This window comes from Asticcacaulis sp. W401b (genome assembly GCF_046503825.1).
Classification (GTDB): Bacteria; Pseudomonadota; Alphaproteobacteria; order Caulobacterales; family Caulobacteraceae; genus Asticcacaulis.
On record NZ_JBKFEE010000001.1, the window covers coordinates 909,152 to 923,347 of the forward strand.

At 59.9% G+C, this 14,196-nt stretch carries 11 protein-coding genes; 6 read left to right on the top strand and 5 right to left on the bottom strand.

From position 1 onward, the window contains the following. Positions 1-105 precede the first annotated feature (105 nt). The 4 genes from ACK8OE_RS04250 (at position 106) to cimA (ending at position 3,661) form a co-directional block, all read left to right on the top strand. Complete coding sequence (locus tag ACK8OE_RS04250; protein ID WP_410271502.1) at positions 106-327, top strand: acyl carrier protein; 222 nt, start codon at positions 106-108, stop codon at positions 325-327. A gap of 6 nt (positions 328-333) precedes the next feature. Next, positions 334-1,275, top strand: coding sequence for a phytanoyl-CoA dioxygenase family protein (locus ACK8OE_RS04255; RefSeq protein ID WP_410271503.1), 942 nt, complete (start codon positions 334-336; stop codon positions 1,273-1,275). Continuing rightward, positions 1,272-1,964 (top strand): pseudaminic acid cytidylyltransferase, encoded by a 693-nt coding sequence (gene pseF, locus ACK8OE_RS04260; protein WP_410271504.1) that lies wholly within the window; start codon positions 1,272-1,274, stop codon positions 1,962-1,964. The genes ACK8OE_RS04255 and pseF overlap by 4 nt, the downstream gene beginning before the upstream one ends. A 104-nt stretch (positions 1,965-2,068) precedes the next feature. Continuing rightward, positions 2,069-3,661 carry a citramalate synthase gene (gene cimA, locus ACK8OE_RS04265; RefSeq protein WP_410271505.1) on the top strand — a complete coding sequence of 531 codons (1,593 nt, stop codon included), beginning with the start codon at positions 2,069-2,071 and terminating at the stop codon, positions 3,659-3,661. A gap of 159 nt (positions 3,662-3,820) precedes the next feature. On the opposite strand, the gene ACK8OE_RS04270 is transcribed toward cimA, so the two are convergent. The 3 genes from ACK8OE_RS04270 to ACK8OE_RS04280 all read right to left on the bottom strand — a co-directional run bounded on the left by ACK8OE_RS04270 (position 3,821) and on the right by ACK8OE_RS04280 (position 10,689). Then, positions 3,821-5,434: an MFS transporter gene (locus ACK8OE_RS04270; protein WP_410271506.1), complete on the bottom strand. Its 1,614-nt coding sequence runs from the start codon at positions 5,432-5,434 to the stop codon at positions 3,821-3,823. 156 nt (positions 5,435-5,590) lie between these two features. Then, entirely contained in the window at positions 5,591-6,787 is a 1,197-nt protein-coding gene (locus ACK8OE_RS04275; protein WP_232037047.1) for a glycoside hydrolase family 105 protein, read from the bottom strand. Positions 6,788-6,819: 32 nt separating this feature from the next. Beyond that, on the bottom strand, positions 6,820-10,689 hold the full coding sequence (locus ACK8OE_RS04280; RefSeq protein ID WP_410271507.1) for a beta-galactosidase: 3,870 nt from the start codon (positions 10,687-10,689) through the stop codon (positions 6,820-6,822). Between the two features lie 323 nt (positions 10,690-11,012). Between ACK8OE_RS04280 and ACK8OE_RS04285 the strand changes: the two genes are divergently transcribed. Both ACK8OE_RS04285 and rhaM read left to right on the top strand, forming a co-directional pair. Further along, a complete protein-coding gene (locus ACK8OE_RS04285; protein ID WP_410271508.1) occupies positions 11,013-12,257 on the top strand; it encodes a rhamnogalacturonan acetylesterase in 1,245 nt (414 codons plus the stop codon). Between the two features lie 5 nt (positions 12,258-12,262). Then, a complete protein-coding gene (gene rhaM / locus ACK8OE_RS04290) occupies positions 12,263-12,580 on the top strand; it encodes an L-rhamnose mutarotase (RefSeq protein WP_410271509.1) in 318 nt (105 codons plus the stop codon). Positions 12,581-12,711: 131 nt separating this feature from the next. On the opposite strand, the gene ACK8OE_RS04295 is transcribed toward rhaM, so the two are convergent. Both ACK8OE_RS04295 and ACK8OE_RS04300 read right to left on the bottom strand, forming a co-directional pair. Beyond that, the gene (locus ACK8OE_RS04295) at positions 12,712-13,572 is read right to left on the bottom strand and encodes a nucleotidyl transferase AbiEii/AbiGii toxin family protein (protein ID WP_410271510.1); all 861 of its coding nucleotides are present in this window, start codon (positions 13,570-13,572) and stop codon (positions 12,712-12,714) included. Continuing rightward, positions 13,569-14,186 carry a hypothetical protein gene (locus ACK8OE_RS04300; RefSeq protein ID WP_410271511.1) on the bottom strand — a complete coding sequence of 206 codons (618 nt, stop codon included), beginning with the start codon at positions 14,184-14,186 and terminating at the stop codon, positions 13,569-13,571. Before ACK8OE_RS04300 ends, ACK8OE_RS04295 begins: the two co-directional genes overlap by 4 nt. Positions 14,187-14,196 lie beyond the last annotated feature (10 nt).

Consider the following 14,196-nt stretch of genomic DNA (forward strand, 5'->3'; position numbering starts at 1 on the left):
TTCAGCCCGACTACGCCGTTAACCTTAGTTAGCAAGTTTTAAGCAAATATTGACGAAACCGCGTTTCTATCGAGCCAGAACCTGTAGCCAAGGGGAGATGTGCACATGGACAAACCCGCTTTTTTCGCCGCCATCGCGGAAATTCTTGAAGTCGATGGCAGCGGCCTCACCGGCGAAGAAAACGTCCGCGATGTCGGTAACTGGGACAGCCTTTCGGTCATTTCCTTTGTGGCCATGGTCGATTCCGATCTGGGGCGAATCGTTGATGGCGAAAAGCTTAAAAGCGCGGTCACGCTGAATGACCTCGCTGCGGTTGCCGGACTGTAGCCGACTATGGCTTCGGTTGCGGCGAAGGCGACGCCTGTGATTGAGCGCCTGCGCACGCGCATTACGTCTGTGTCGCAGTTTCTGGGTCGCGCCCGCGCTGACCGACGCAATATTGCCTACGACCTGTTGCCGCTGCTCGATTACCGCGGTCGGCAACGGGTAAGCCGCCTGATCCGGCACTTTAAACCTCGTACACCCGACCTTGCGCCCACGCCTCTGGCGCAGTCCCTGTGTGCGCAGCTGAGCGAAGACGGCTTCACTGCCATTCAGCCACCCATTGATGCGCAGGTGTTGAGCGACCTCACGGCCTATTTCCGCGACCTGCCCTGCCACGACCCCTATCGCCCGCATCTGGGGCGGTTTCGCTGGGATGAGGTGCCGTCCGAAGACATCAATATTGGCTATTACACACCCGAAGAGGTGATCCGCGCCCCGCACGCGCTGGCTCTGGCCAACCATCCGGACGTTCTGGCCGCCGTTGAGCTGTATCTGGGTGCCCGGCCCATTCTCGACAATATCGGTGCGGCGTGGGGATTTGCCGGACGCACCACGGCCAAGGGCGTGCAGCGGTTTCATCGCGATTACGACTGCGTCGGCAATGTCAAACTCTTCTACTACCTGACCGACATCGACGCCCAATCCGGCCCGCATGTGTTCGTGCGCGGCTCGCACCGCTCGCCTATACTGGAAACGGGCAAGGCTCAGACCGACGCCGATATCGAAGCGGCCTTCGGCGCTGAAAATCTGGTGACCCTGACGGCGCCGGCCGGCTCGTGGTTTCTCGAAGACGTCTATGGCTTCCATAAGGGCCTGTTGCCCGTATCGCGCCCGCGGCTGCTGCTGGCGTTTCAGTATAATCTCTACGCCACGCCGCATTCGCCGAAGGCCCCGGTGATGGACAATCCCGGCGGATTTGACGCCTATATCAATCAGGTCTTTCTGCGATGAGACGGGTCTGTATCATTCCGGCGCGCGGCGGGTCAAAGCGCATCCCGCGCAAGAATATCAAGCCCTTTTTCGGCCAGCCGATGATCGGCTATTCGATCCGCGCGGCCGTTGAGTCCGGCCTGTTTGAGCGCATTATGGTTTCGACCGATGACGCGGAAATCGCCGAGGTGGCGCGCGCCTGCGGGGCGCAAACACCGTTTGTGCGCCCGCCAGAGCTGGCCAACGACCATGCGGGGACCGGGGCGGTCATGGCGCACGCGCTCGACTGGCTGATCACTCAGGGAGAACGCCCCGACGCCCTGTGCTGCCTCTATGCCACCGCCCCGTTTCTGACGGCCAAACGCCTGATCGAGGGCTGGGAGGCGCTTCAGGGCAAGCGCCACGCCTTTTCGGTGACCAGCTACGCCTTCCCTATCCAGCGTGCGCTTTACGTCACGCCGGAGGGCGGGGTAGCCATGTTCCAGCCCGAACACCGTATGACGCGGTCTCAGGACCTCGTGCCCGCCTATCACGACGCGGCGCAGTTCTACTGGAGCTGGACGGAGGCGGCGCTGAAGGGCGAAGACGTCTTTTCGATTCACTCCGCCCCGGTCATCCTGCCGCGCACCGAGGTCGTCGATATCGACACACCCGAAGACTGGGAGGTCGCCGAACAGATGTTCGCAGCCCTCAGAGCCAGTGAGAAATAGTAATCATCGAAACGAACGGCGCGATTTCAGAGACTTGGCGGCGCAATTGCCGTTCAGGTGTGGGAATTTTATTGACGCCCCCAAAGTCAGGCTATAGCTGAGCCATGGCCGAGCGTATCTATCTTTATGACTCCACCCTGCGCGACGGATCGCAGGCGCAGGGGATTGACTTCACCGTTGCCGACAAGCTGGCGATTGCTGAGGCGCTGGACGCCTTTGGCATCGACTATATCGAAGGCGGCTGGCCGGGGGCCAACCCCACGGATGACGCCTTTTTCGCGCGCGTGCCGAAGACGCGCTTTGCCAAGGTCTCGGCCTTTGGCATGACGCGCCGCGCCGGGCGTTCGGCCTCCAATGATCCGGGTTTACAAGACATTCTCAACGCCAACACGCCGGCCGTCTGTCTGGTCGGCAAGAGCTGGGACTGGCAGGTCGAGACGGCATTGAAGGTTTCGACCAGCGAAAACCTGAAGATGATCGGGGATTCGCTCAGCCACATGATCGCGCAGGGCCGCGAGGCGCATTTCGACGCCGAACACTTCTTCGACGGCTATAAGGCCAATCCCGCCTATGCGCTGGAGGCCCTTACGGCTGCGTATGAGGCCGGCGCGGAATGGATCATCCTGTGCGACACCAATGGCGGCTCGATGCCGTCCGAGGTGTATCGCATCGTCTCCGACGTCAAGGCAAGGCTGCCTGAGGCACGTCTGGGCATCCACTGCCATAATGATACCGAGCAGGCTGTGGCCAATTCGCTGGCCGCCGTTGAGGCCGGCGTGCGTCAGATTCAGGGCACGATCAACGGCATTGGTGAGCGCTGCGGCAATGCCAATCTGATCGCCCTGATCCCGACCCTGATGCTCAAGATGGGCTACGAGACGGGCGTGTCGATGGAACAGCTCAAGGAGATCGGCTCGCTGTCGCGCCTGATCGACGACCGGCTGAACCGCGTACCCAACCGCCACGCGGCCTATGTTGGCAAGAGCGCATTTGCGCATAAGGGTGGCCTGCACGTGTCGGCCATGGCGCGCGACAGCCGCTCCTATGAGCATATCGATCCGGCTCTGGTCGGCAATACGCGGCTGATCCTCGTCTCGGACAAGGCCGGCCGCGCCAATGTGCTGAACCGTCTGGAGCAGATGGGCATTGAGGTCGCGGCCGACGATGAGCGCGTCAATGAGCTGGTCAAGATCGTCAAGGACCGCGAGGCGATGGGCTATGCCTATGAGGACGCCAGCGCCTCGTTCGAGCTTCTGGCGCGCGGCCTTTTGGGGCAGTTGCCGCGCTATTACGAACTCCTCAGCTATCGCGCGCTGAACGAATGCCGCGTTGAGGCCTCCGGCACGCAGGACACGATGGCCGAGGCCACCGTCAAGCTGTCGGTCGCCGGGGAAACCGTGATGACGGTCGCCGAAGGCAATGGCCCGGTCAATGCGCTCGATGAGGCGCTGCGCAAGGCCCTGACGCCGCACTATCCGGAACTGAAGGCCATGCACCTGTCGGACTATAAGGTGCGCATCCTGACGCCTTCGGACGCAACTGCGGCCCTGACGCGGGTGGTGATCGAAAGCCGCGATACGGATGGCCACGCCTGGCATACGCTGGGGGTCAGCCCCAACGTGATTGACGCTTCAAACGACGCCCTGTTCGATGCGGTGACGTGGTTCCTGCTCAAGCAGAAGGTCGCGGTGCGCTAGAGCGAAATGGCTTTAAGAGGAATCGCCATTTCGCTCTAAATTTTTGTTTTGTCGCGATGTTTTGCGGAAAACCGCTCACACTTTTCCGCACATCGCTCTAAACACCGGGGTTGCAATGAAGAACCCCCGTCTCCGTGAGACGGGGGTCTGCTCTCTCGCTTAGCGCTTGTAGCGGCCCCAAAGTTTTTCAAACTTGAAGCCGGTCAGGTTTTCAACCACACGACGGCTTTCCTCCGATTCCGGCTCGGTCTCGCCCGCGCGCAAACGCTCGACCTCGTGGACAAGGATGCCATGTGATTTGACGTTGAGGCCGAAGCTCCAAGAGATGATCATACCCAGCACCATCACGACGATCGGACCGGCGATCAGGACCAGCACAATCGTATGGATGGCTTCCGGCGACTGCTGGATGACAACGGACGAGTCCTTCGGTGCCGCCAGATAACCACCCTGATTAATGATCCAGCCGGTCGCCACGATGGCCGCAGACTGCGCCACCTTACGCACCAGCGTCATGACCCCGGCGAAGATACCTTCGCGGCGCTGACCGGTCACGGCCTCGTCAATGTCAGGCAGATAGTTATAGACCGACCACGGCACAAAATTCAGCGTGCCGCGACCCAGACCCGCCAGAATGATCGGCACGATCAGCCAGAAGGCGACGCCGAAATTGGAATGGCTGAAAGCCGCAAACAGATTGCCATTGAGGCCTTCGAGACCCGCCGCGATGCCTTCGGGCTGGGTGAAGTAGAAGGCGAGGAACAGCAACAGCGCGGCGCCCACAAAGCTGATGGCGATGCGATAGGCCAGGGTCGGGCCGGTCTTGATCACCACCTGAATGGCGATCATCACAGACACGAGCTGCGCAATATACATCAGCGTCATCATGCCCGAAATCAGCGTCGTGGTTTCGCCCTTGCTCAGCGTCGCCCCGGCCGCCAGAACGGTCGCCACAAACAGCGGGAAGGCAGTGTTGAAGATGTCCTGCGACAGGTATCCGCCCAGATAGATCGACAGGTGCTGACGAAAGGCGCGCAGTTTCAGCGTCGAGAACAGATCGCGGAACATGTTGACAGGGATCATCAGCGCGGCGGCGGCATTGAAGGGCTGCGGCTGGATAAGCTTTTCATCTTCCGTGTACGGACGCTCCCACGAGAAGACAACCACCAGAATAACCACCAGCGAGAACAGCAGACCAAAAATGGTCGCCATGATCAGGAAGGTGTCTGGCGAATCCTTGCCCCCGAAATTGTCGATGATGAAGGTCGGCAGGTAGGAGGCGAGGATGGCGGAAGACTGCGCAATGATCATGCGCGCGCCGGCGAACTTGGCCTTTTCCTTGTAATCCTTGGTCATTTCCGCGGCGAGCGTTTCCCACGGAATGAGGAACATGGTGTAGAGCAGTTCGAAGAAGATGAAGACGAAGAGATAATACCAGAAGGTCTGACCGGTCACGAACAACAGGGCGAAGGACGGCAGCAGCGGTATGGTGATCAGCAGGAAGATCTTGCGTCGGCCGATTTTACGCCCCACCCAGGTATGGCGCAGATTGTCGGAGATATAGCCGATCAGCGGGCAGGTAATGGCTTCGAGCAGGCGCGGCAGGCCAAGGATAAACCCGGCATCAATGGCGCTCAGACCGCAGAAGTTGGTGAAGAAATAAAACAGCCAGCCGGTGATGACGGCCTGAGCCCCGGCACCGAGCATATCGCCCGATCCCCAACCCCAGTAGTTGATCCAGCTTGGCTTACGTACGCTTGCCACTTCGGCCATATCGTTTCACTCCCAAAATCCGTCTCCCTTGCATAGCGGGGGAGGTATCGCCGTCTCGACGGCGACGGAAGGGGCTGATCATGCCGACCTGAACCCCACCGTCTTTTTTTGGCTCACACCAAAAAATCCACCTCCCCTGAACCGGGGAGGCGCGTGTTAAATAAAGCGGTACAGGAACTCGCCCATGGTCAGCAGCGCCATAGCCTGACCAAACGGCATCGAGGTCAGCGGGATGTCCTTATATTCCTGAATGGAGTTGAACACCGGCGTGCCAAACGACACCTGGGTCAGTTCACCCGCGCTGTTGATATGGGCGCGCACGGCCTTGGCGGCCTTGATGCCAATGGCTTCATACTCACGCGAGATATAGCCCTTACGCACGGCCTTCAGGATACCATAGGCAAAGCCCGCCGAGGCCGCGGCCTCTTCGTAGGAGGTTTCATCGTCAAGGATGGTGCGCCACAGGCCCGACGGGGCCTGAACCTTTGCAAGGGCTTTGACCTGCGCTTCCAGCGTCTCGATAAGGAACATACGGAAGGCATCATCCTTCGGCAGGTTCAGAAGTTCAATAAATTCCGGGATGACGATGGTCACCCACGAATTGCCACGCCCCCACAGGGCGTTGGCGAAGTTGTGACGACCATCAAAGGTCCAGCCGTGGAACCACAGGCCGGTCTTGCGGTCGGTCAGGTACTTGATATGGATCAGGAACTGACGCTTGGCCTCTTCGACATAGTGCGGACGATTGAGCAGCAGGCCGATCTTGGCCAGCGGCACGACCGACATCATCAGCGTGTCGTCCCACAGTTGCTGGTTATTGACGCTGTTATAGACGATGTGCTGGAAGCCACCTTCTTCCGTACGCGGAAGATCATTATAGACCCACTCCGCCCACACATCGAGATAGGGCAGATAGCGGCGGTCGCCGGTGCGCTCAAACAGATAGGCCAGCGTCAGGAAGGGCGCGACCGTATTGATATTGCGCGACGGTGAGCCTTCCTTGAACCGGTCCTCGAACCAGTTGATCATGATGTCCCAGGCTTTTTTATCGCCGGTCATCTCCCAGACCTTGTACATGCCGTAAAGGCCGATGCCTTGCGTCCACTCAAAGCCATGCCAGGCCTTGGTGTCGATCACGCGGCCATCGGTCAGGCGCAGCAGAAACTCACCCGACGTGTCCTCAATGTGGATCAGATTGTCGATCAGCAGGTCGATGGCCCGGCGATAATCGTCACGATCGGCATCCAGCGCCGCCGACTGATGTTGGAGCAGCGGATGGATGTTGAACGGATCGGTCGGGGTGAGGACCTGATTGTTCGTATTGACGGGCTTTTTGAGGATCTGAGCGGTCATGAGAGAGGGACTTCTTGGGAGGGAAGGTACTGTTAGCGTTGCAGCTTATTGGGTGCGGGCATGATGTCGAGAGGGACACTGGTGCGCGCGGTACGCAGGTTAACCAGTTGAACGGGCTCCAGCGCGTTTTCCGGCTTGCCATCGGTGGTGACGGCCAGAGCGATGGTATTGTCGCCATTGGGGTTTAGGATACCCGGAGGGATGACAAAGGTGCGCTGCGGGCCGATATGGGCGATAAACTGCCCCATATTCCAGCCGTTGACGAAGATCAGCACACGGTTTTCACGGTCTGAGCGCGGCTGCGTCGTATCGCCGAAGCTCAGGCCAAGCTGCACGTCGTGCCCCTTGGGCAGGTCGAGCTTGAATTGAGTCCGCAGCCAGTAGGTGCCCGCCGCGGGAGGAGCTGCCGTTTGGCTCGTAGTCTCCCAACCTTCTTGTTTGCCCGGCAAATACCAGCCTTCACGCTCACCATAGAGGCCGCCATTGTTCAGAGGACCGCGGACGAGGTCAGCGATCTGTTCGCCGCCCTTGTTGCCCTGAATGCGCCATTCGATCGGCACCGCAAAACGACGACCGGCGCGCGTGGTCAGCGATGCGGCAATCAGGCCGCGCGCTTCGCGGTGCGCGTCATCGGCCATCAGGTCCCAGTTGTGCGAATTGTTGCGCACCATGACCGAAATCACGTGCTCACCGGGCGTCAGCTTGTCGAGCTTGAACTTCACGCTATCGGTGGTTTCGGGGAACTGACGGCCCGTATCGTGTTCGTGCTGGCCGATATATTTGCCATCGACCCACACCTGAATCATGCCGGCCCCGCCCGCGCCGTAGAACAGCTCAAGCTGATCCGCCGTCTGATCGGTGATCTTCACGCGCCCGCGATACCAGACATCGCCGTGGTGGAAGCCGTAATCGCTCATGCTCAGCGTCGGCTGACCGCGTTCGGTGGTCGTCCAGGTCTGGGCCGCCGTCGGGCGGTTATCGGCCTTGACCCACTGGCTGTCATCAAAGCCCGGTTGCGCTTCGGGGCTGTCCATGCGGCGCGTCCACGCCACCTGCGCGAGGTCCGGCAGGGTGACCTTTTCCGGACGCGGCAGGGGCTGGGTGCTGAACAGGCTGCCGTCGTTTTGCGCCGTGACGGCGACCGGTTCGCCATTGAAGGTGACGCTTTCAACCGACTTCGGTCCCCAGATCGTCAGGGCCGATTCCGTCATGGTGTCGCCCAGCAGGTCGAGCTTGCCGCCTGAAAGCCTGGCTTCGCGCACCAGTGCCGCCGTCATTTGCAGCACAGGGCCTTGCGCCGTCTCCTGACGCCAGAAATTGAAACTGGTCGGCTCATCAGCGATCAGCAGCAGCAACGGCGCACGGCCACCCCCGGTGATGCGCAGACGGATCAGGCCGCTATGCGTATAGCTGATCTTCAGATCGCCGGTTTTGGCGTCAAACTTCGTCGTCGCCTGACCAGACAGGAGCTCGACCTTCGGCGCTTGCGAGAAGCGCAGGACGGTTTCCCCCGCCTCCCCGACACGGCCGTGCAGCAGCGCAGTGTCCTGTTCACCAGTCTGGAAATGCGTCTGGATTTCCGAGTTGGAATAGACGAGGTGCTGACGCTCCATCGCGTAGGACGCCAGCAGCATCTTGGCGTCCTGACCATTGACGCGCACCGGGATGGTATAGGTGCCGTCCTTGGTCGTCAGCTCAAACGTGGCACTGTCGTCGGTCAGGGCATCGGACGGGTTATGGACCGCAAACAGGATGTGGGTTTTCAGCGTCGGATTGATGTTGTGATAGACCTTGATCTTGTCGTTCGAGACTTTAAGCACCGGGCCCTTGTCCATTTCGGCCAGCACCGGCTCCGCCGCCTGAACGAACATGCCCTGCTGCTTCAGCGCATAGGCCTTTTCGCGCAGGCCCCGGTCTTCGGAAATGGCCGCGCCATAGTCATAAGAGGTATAGACGACCGGCCCGGCCAGCCAGCCCCACGACGTCCCGCCAAACGTCATATAGACGTTGTGGATGGTGATGCGGTTGATCAGATTGGTGCCGTAAAAGACGCGCTGATAGCCCTTACCCTGACGCTTGGCCGTACACTCATAGGTGCCGTTCGAGCCCCAGTAGTCGAACCAGCCGCCACCCAGCTCGGCTGCAAAACCGGGCGTTTTGGGCGAAGACAGCGAGCCGATGCGCGGCGGCGTCGTGCCATAGATGCCCCAGTCGGGTGCCTTGTTGGGACCTGACGGATCAGCATGAACATTACAGGTGCCACCCGGATAGCCGTCAAAGGCATAGATGTCCGTCGGCCCCGGATTGGCCCACGGCGCGGTCGAGTCCTTCGGCGTCCAGTCGGGCAAACGCCCGGCCGCATTGTGGAAGAAGGGCACGGTGATGCCGTCAGCGCGCGCTTTTTTGGCCAGATGCTCCATCTGACGCACGTGCTTGGGCTCGACCTTGCCCAGCTCGTTTTCGAGCTGATAGGCGATGACATTGCCGGTGCCGTTGGTGATCTGATGCCGCGCAATGATGGCGTTGATCTGCGTCATCCACTCATCGGTAGCGGCCAGAAACAGCGGGTCATCGGTGCGGGCTTCGGCGCGCTGACGCAGCAACCAGCCGGGGAAGCCGCCTGCGGTCAGTTCGGCATTCACATAGGGGCCGGTGCGGGCAATGACGTACATGCCCTCTTCCTCGGCGATTTCGATGGCGCGTTCGACATTGCGGATGCCGGTAAAATCATAAACGCCCGGTGCCGGCGAGTGGTAGCCCCAGTTGAAATAGAAGGCGACGCCGTTGAAGCCCGACGCCTTCATCTTTTGCAACACGTCGCGCCACAGGGACGGGTTGGGCAGGCGGAAGGGGTGCACTTCGCCCGACCACACCATGATGCGCTTGCCATCGACCATCAGGGAGTGTTCGTCCCAGGTGACTTTTTTCGGTGGGTTTTTGGGCTTGGTGGCTTCGGCCAGAGTCTTCGGGTCTTCAGACAGGACGGTGAAGTGACGCACCACGCCCGACACGCCGCCGATTTCCTTCTTCGGCGTCCAGGTTTTGAAGTTATCGTGGCTGTCGGAATACCAGTAGCGCTTGGTGATATAGTCGTCGAAATAGATGCGCCACCCGCCATCTGGCAGCTTCACCAGCGCCTGACCCTCGCGCCAGTCGCCCCACCCGGCCCAGTCACCCTTTTTCTCGATTTTCCATGGGCCGTAGAGCGATTTGGCCGTAGCCAGTTCGATGAATTTGGTCGTCTCGTTCTTGACGAAGGCGGTGTAGCCCTTGTCGGTGGCCACCAAGAAGGTGTCGATATAGTTGCCTTGCAGGCCCTGCATCGGCTTGGGCGCCGACCATTGCGAGAAGTCAGAGTTGGGCTCGATCACATAGGCCCCGAACGGCCCCTTGGTGCCGCCCTTCGACAGGGACACCACGACCTTCAGGCTGCCGTCCTTGTCGCGGAACCATTCGGGCGCCCAGGTATTGGTGACTCCCGGCAGGTCGATCTTGACCTCGCGCACAAGCTCCCAGCTTTTCAGGTCTTTCGAGCGGGTGATCCCGAAATCCGAGCCGTCCCAGCTGGTGGTATAGACCACGTAATAGTAGCCGTCCGTATGGCGGATGATCGACGGGTCGCGCAGCAAACCTTTTTGCGGCGTATAGACCTCAGAGCCCAGCGTCCTGAACGTCACGCCGTCGACGGAGGTGAACAGGCTGAGGGTATTTTGCGAAGTGGCCATGAAGGCCGACATCAGGAAGACGTTTTGTGCCTTGGCGGCGTCACTGGCGGCTTGCGCCTGTTTTTGCGCATCGGAGCCCTGCGGAATCCCCAGTTCCTGCGCCGTCGCGCCAAAGGCCAGCAGGGCACCGGCGGCGGCGATCAGACCGATTTGCGAAACACGCGAAAGAGCTGCCATGCGGAAAAGCTTCCGGCGCAGCGGTTTCTGGTTGGGCATCGGGGGTCCTCTTTTGGGGTTCCTCTGAGACAGCGCCGTGGTCGGGATCTTCAGATCGGCGGGTCTTGGACGCCCGCGCAGCGACGGCCAGTGGCGGCTGGTGCGTTAAGATGACATTGACGACGGGTCATATCAATGAAAAAATATCACAAACGAGCACATAAGGGCCAATTATGATCAGAAAAAACACCATTATGATCAAAAGTAATCAGGGAAATGAGACTCGCTTGCGAAGGGGCGTGCTTGTTTTGACGCTTGCCCTGACTTTGGGCGGAACATCCGTCATGGCCCAGACCGCAGCTTCGGAGGCCTCTGTGACGACCCTGCCCCAGCGCTTCCTGCTTGATCCCGCCCTGAAAGCCGATGCGACGGCCGTGCGGGTGACACCTGACATGACCTATGACGCAACCCGCGGCTATGGCTTTACCAATACACGCGACGGCAACGAGGTCGCTCTGGCCGTAAAGGCGGCTCCGGGTGATTACCGCGTGCGCGTGACTCTGGGCGCGAAAAAGGCAGAAAGCCGCACCTCGATCTGGGCCGAAGACCGGCGGCTGATGCTGGCCCCGGTGGTGCTGAAAAAGAGTGAGACGAAGACGGTTGAGTTTATCGTCAATGTGCGCGACGCCGCGGTCATCACGTCCGAGCAGGATGCCAAGGGCAAGGCCCCGCGCGTCGGTCTGCGCGGCGACGAAGACATCGGGCGCACCTGGGATGACAGGCTGACCATCGCATTTTCGGGCCCCTCACCCGCCGTGCAAAGCGTTGAGATCACCCCCATAAAAGCCCGCCGTATCCTGATTGCCGGGGATTCAACCGTCACCGATCAGGCTGGCACGGACTACGCCTCGTGGGGACAGATGCTACCACGCTTTCTGGCCAGCGACGTCTCCGTCGCCAATCACGCGCGCTCTGGCGAGACGATGAAGTCGTTCGTCACCTCCCTGCGCTGGGACAAGCTTCTGAGCGATCTGCGCGCGGGGGATGTGGTGCTGATGCAGTTCGGCCATAATGATCAGAAGAAGCAATGGCCGCGCACCTATGTCGATGCTGAGCGGTCATACCCGGCCTGGCTGAAGGCCTTTGCGACGGATGCGCAGACGCGCGGAGCGAAGGTGGTGCTGATTTCGCCGGTGTCGCGCCGCTCGTTTCAAGACGGCAAGATCACCAACACGCTGGCCGGCTATGATGACGCGGTGCGTAAGGTGGCGGCCGAGCTGAACGTGCCGTTTATCGACCTGACCGCGAAGACGAAGACGCTCTATGAGGCGCTGGGGCCTGAGATTAGTCCGCTGGCCTTTGGCAATAACGGTCAGGACAAGACCCACCACAATGCCTACGGCGCCTATCAGATCGCCAATTACGTGGCGCAGGCGATCACCGATCCGCAGAGCGGGCTGGGCCTCAAGGCCGCGCCCGATTTCACCGCCTTCGATCCGGCCCATCCGGCCGATCCGAAACACTATGACCTCACCCCCGCCGACTGGCCCGTCATGCGCGAGGCCCCGGCAAAGATTTCAGGGAACTAAACCTCATGACCCAGATCCACGCCTTCAAAATGCAGCTCAAGCCGGGCTTTGAGGCCGAATACCAGAAGCGCCACGATGAAATCTGGCCGGAATTGTCGGACCTGTTGCACGAGGCCGGGGTGTCGGACTATTCGATCTTCCTCGACCCGGAAACCCTGACCCTGTTTGGCGTCCTGCGCCGCACAGACAACCACACCATGGCCGACCTGCCCGCCCATCCGGTGATGAAAAAATGGTGGGCCTATATGGCCGACATCATGGATTCAAACCCCGACAATTCGCCGGTGGCGACGGATTTGAAGCCGGTCTTTTACATGGCCTGAGGTAAGGCTTTTGCCCCGAACCGGGGCCCATCCTTGTAAATCTACCGACGGCTGGTAGATTTACAAGGATAAGGTGCCTGCGATGGTTTGGAAATTGCGCATCGCTTTATCATCTCCGCGTGCGCAGACATTCAAGATCGATGGAAATCCTGATGGAGTTTTTGGGCGCGTGCGTGGAAGAACCGCGCGCTCCACAGATCGAGGCTTTTGGCTTCGGAGGGGCGCAAAAAGCGCCGCACATCCTCTGCGGCATCTGACCAGACAATCGCGTCGATCCTGTTCGTCAGCGCGGCATGTACCCAGTCCATATCGACCTGAAGGTCCGTCTGGCCCGCCCACGGCCCTTTTTGCCGCAGCGCCGCTGACAGAAGATTCAGGTTCGGCCTCACACCTCTGGCCACGTACCAGGAGAAGTCAAACCAGTCGCGCCCCTTCACATAGGGCCTGCAAAGAAGCGCATGGATTTTGAGGGCGAAGTTAGACGGGAGGTCCTGGTGGCGGACTTCATAATCCGTTGGAAAATCGAGATAGGTTGTGTCCTCTCCTGACCCCTCAGGCGGATTTGTGTCGATTTCCAGTTTGATCTTAATGGTCTTTTGCCGCCCGTCGGCAAAGCTGAGGTCGAGTTGTCGGGCGATGGAGTTATCCTTCAGGACGGCTTCACGAATGACGCTGTCCATGCGTTCTTTCGACACCACCTCTAGCTGGAGACCAAACTGGTCGAAGACCTCTGACAGAGTTTTCAAATAGGGTTGGAGTTCAAAGTCCGGGTCGGGCGTGCGGAGGATAAAATCGAGATCTTCAGAGAAGCGGGGCAGGCCGTGCAGAATACGCAGACACGTTCCGCCCTGAAACAGCGACGTATCGAAAAAGTCCGCACGCCACAACGCGTGTAAAGCAATCTCCTGAAGGATTTCCTTGAGGGCATTTTCGACCTCAAGGGCGTTGACGGCGTTGTACTGGCTCAGTTTTTGCCGAATGATGTCTATCATCGCGTCGCCTCCCTGTATGGGGCCAAGGCGTCATAAAGCCTGCTTGCGAATTCCCTCGCGGCTGTGTGTTTATAGACGCCGCACACCTCTTCGAATGTTTGAGGATCGAGCCCGGACATCTGTTCGATATCCACCCTCAGGCCTTCGGTGATCCACGCCCTCCCCTGCCACGTGATTTTGCGGTGGGCCACGATATCCATCAGGGCGCGCAGAGGGGACGCAATCAGAGCCGTCGCGTCATTGAGGCGGTGGCGTTCCACGCCAACCAGAAATTGATAGGGCTGCAAGGCCAACGGCAAAAAGGTGAAGGTTCCAAAGGTCTCTGTCTCATAGTCGATCGACTTGCGTCCGGGCGTGACCGACGCGGTTTGACGCACGGCCTCGGGAATCCAGCCGTGAAAGGACAGCGCACTTTCGAAGGAAACATAACTGCCCGGAAGAAGCGCCTGCGCTACGACGTACGGATGGAGCGGTGTGGATCGAAGATGGGCGGGAAGAGCATAGAGCCCGCGCTTGATACGCAAAAGATTTCGGCTTTTAAGCGCCCTGTTTACGATACCATAGCGCCGCGCCGCGCTGCCACCGATAGCCTCCGCCAACTGGCGCTCGGTCAATATCCGATCC

What these genes read in the sequence shown, in the direction of transcription:
- ACK8OE_RS04275 (WP_232037047.1), bottom strand. Translation starts at nt 6,787, where the DNA reads ATGACCGCTCAGATCCTCAAAAAGCCCGTCAATACGAACAATCAGGTC.
- ACK8OE_RS04280 (WP_410271507.1), bottom strand. Translation starts at nt 10,689, where the DNA reads ATGGCAGCTCTTTCGCGTGTTTCGCAAATCGGTCTGATCGCCGCCGCC.
- cimA (WP_410271505.1), top strand. Translation starts at nt 2,069, where the DNA reads ATGGCCGAGCGTATCTATCTTTATGACTCCACCCTGCGCGACGGATCG.
- ACK8OE_RS04285 (WP_410271508.1), top strand. Translation starts at nt 11,013, where the DNA reads ATGGCCCAGACCGCAGCTTCGGAGGCCTCTGTGACGACCCTGCCCCAG.
- pseF (WP_410271504.1), top strand. Translation starts at nt 1,272, where the DNA reads ATGAGACGGGTCTGTATCATTCCGGCGCGCGGCGGGTCAAAGCGCATC.
- ACK8OE_RS04295 (WP_410271510.1), bottom strand. Translation starts at nt 13,572, where the DNA reads ATGATAGACATCATTCGGCAAAAACTGAGCCAGTACAACGCCGTCAAC.
- ACK8OE_RS04250 (WP_410271502.1), top strand. Translation starts at nt 106, where the DNA reads ATGGACAAACCCGCTTTTTTCGCCGCCATCGCGGAAATTCTTGAAGTC.
- rhaM (WP_410271509.1), top strand. Translation starts at nt 12,263, where the DNA reads ATGACCCAGATCCACGCCTTCAAAATGCAGCTCAAGCCGGGCTTTGAG.
- ACK8OE_RS04270 (WP_410271506.1), bottom strand. Translation starts at nt 5,434, where the DNA reads ATGGCCGAAGTGGCAAGCGTACGTAAGCCAAGCTGGATCAACTACTGG.
- ACK8OE_RS04255 (WP_410271503.1), top strand. Translation starts at nt 334, where the DNA reads ATGGCTTCGGTTGCGGCGAAGGCGACGCCTGTGATTGAGCGCCTGCGC.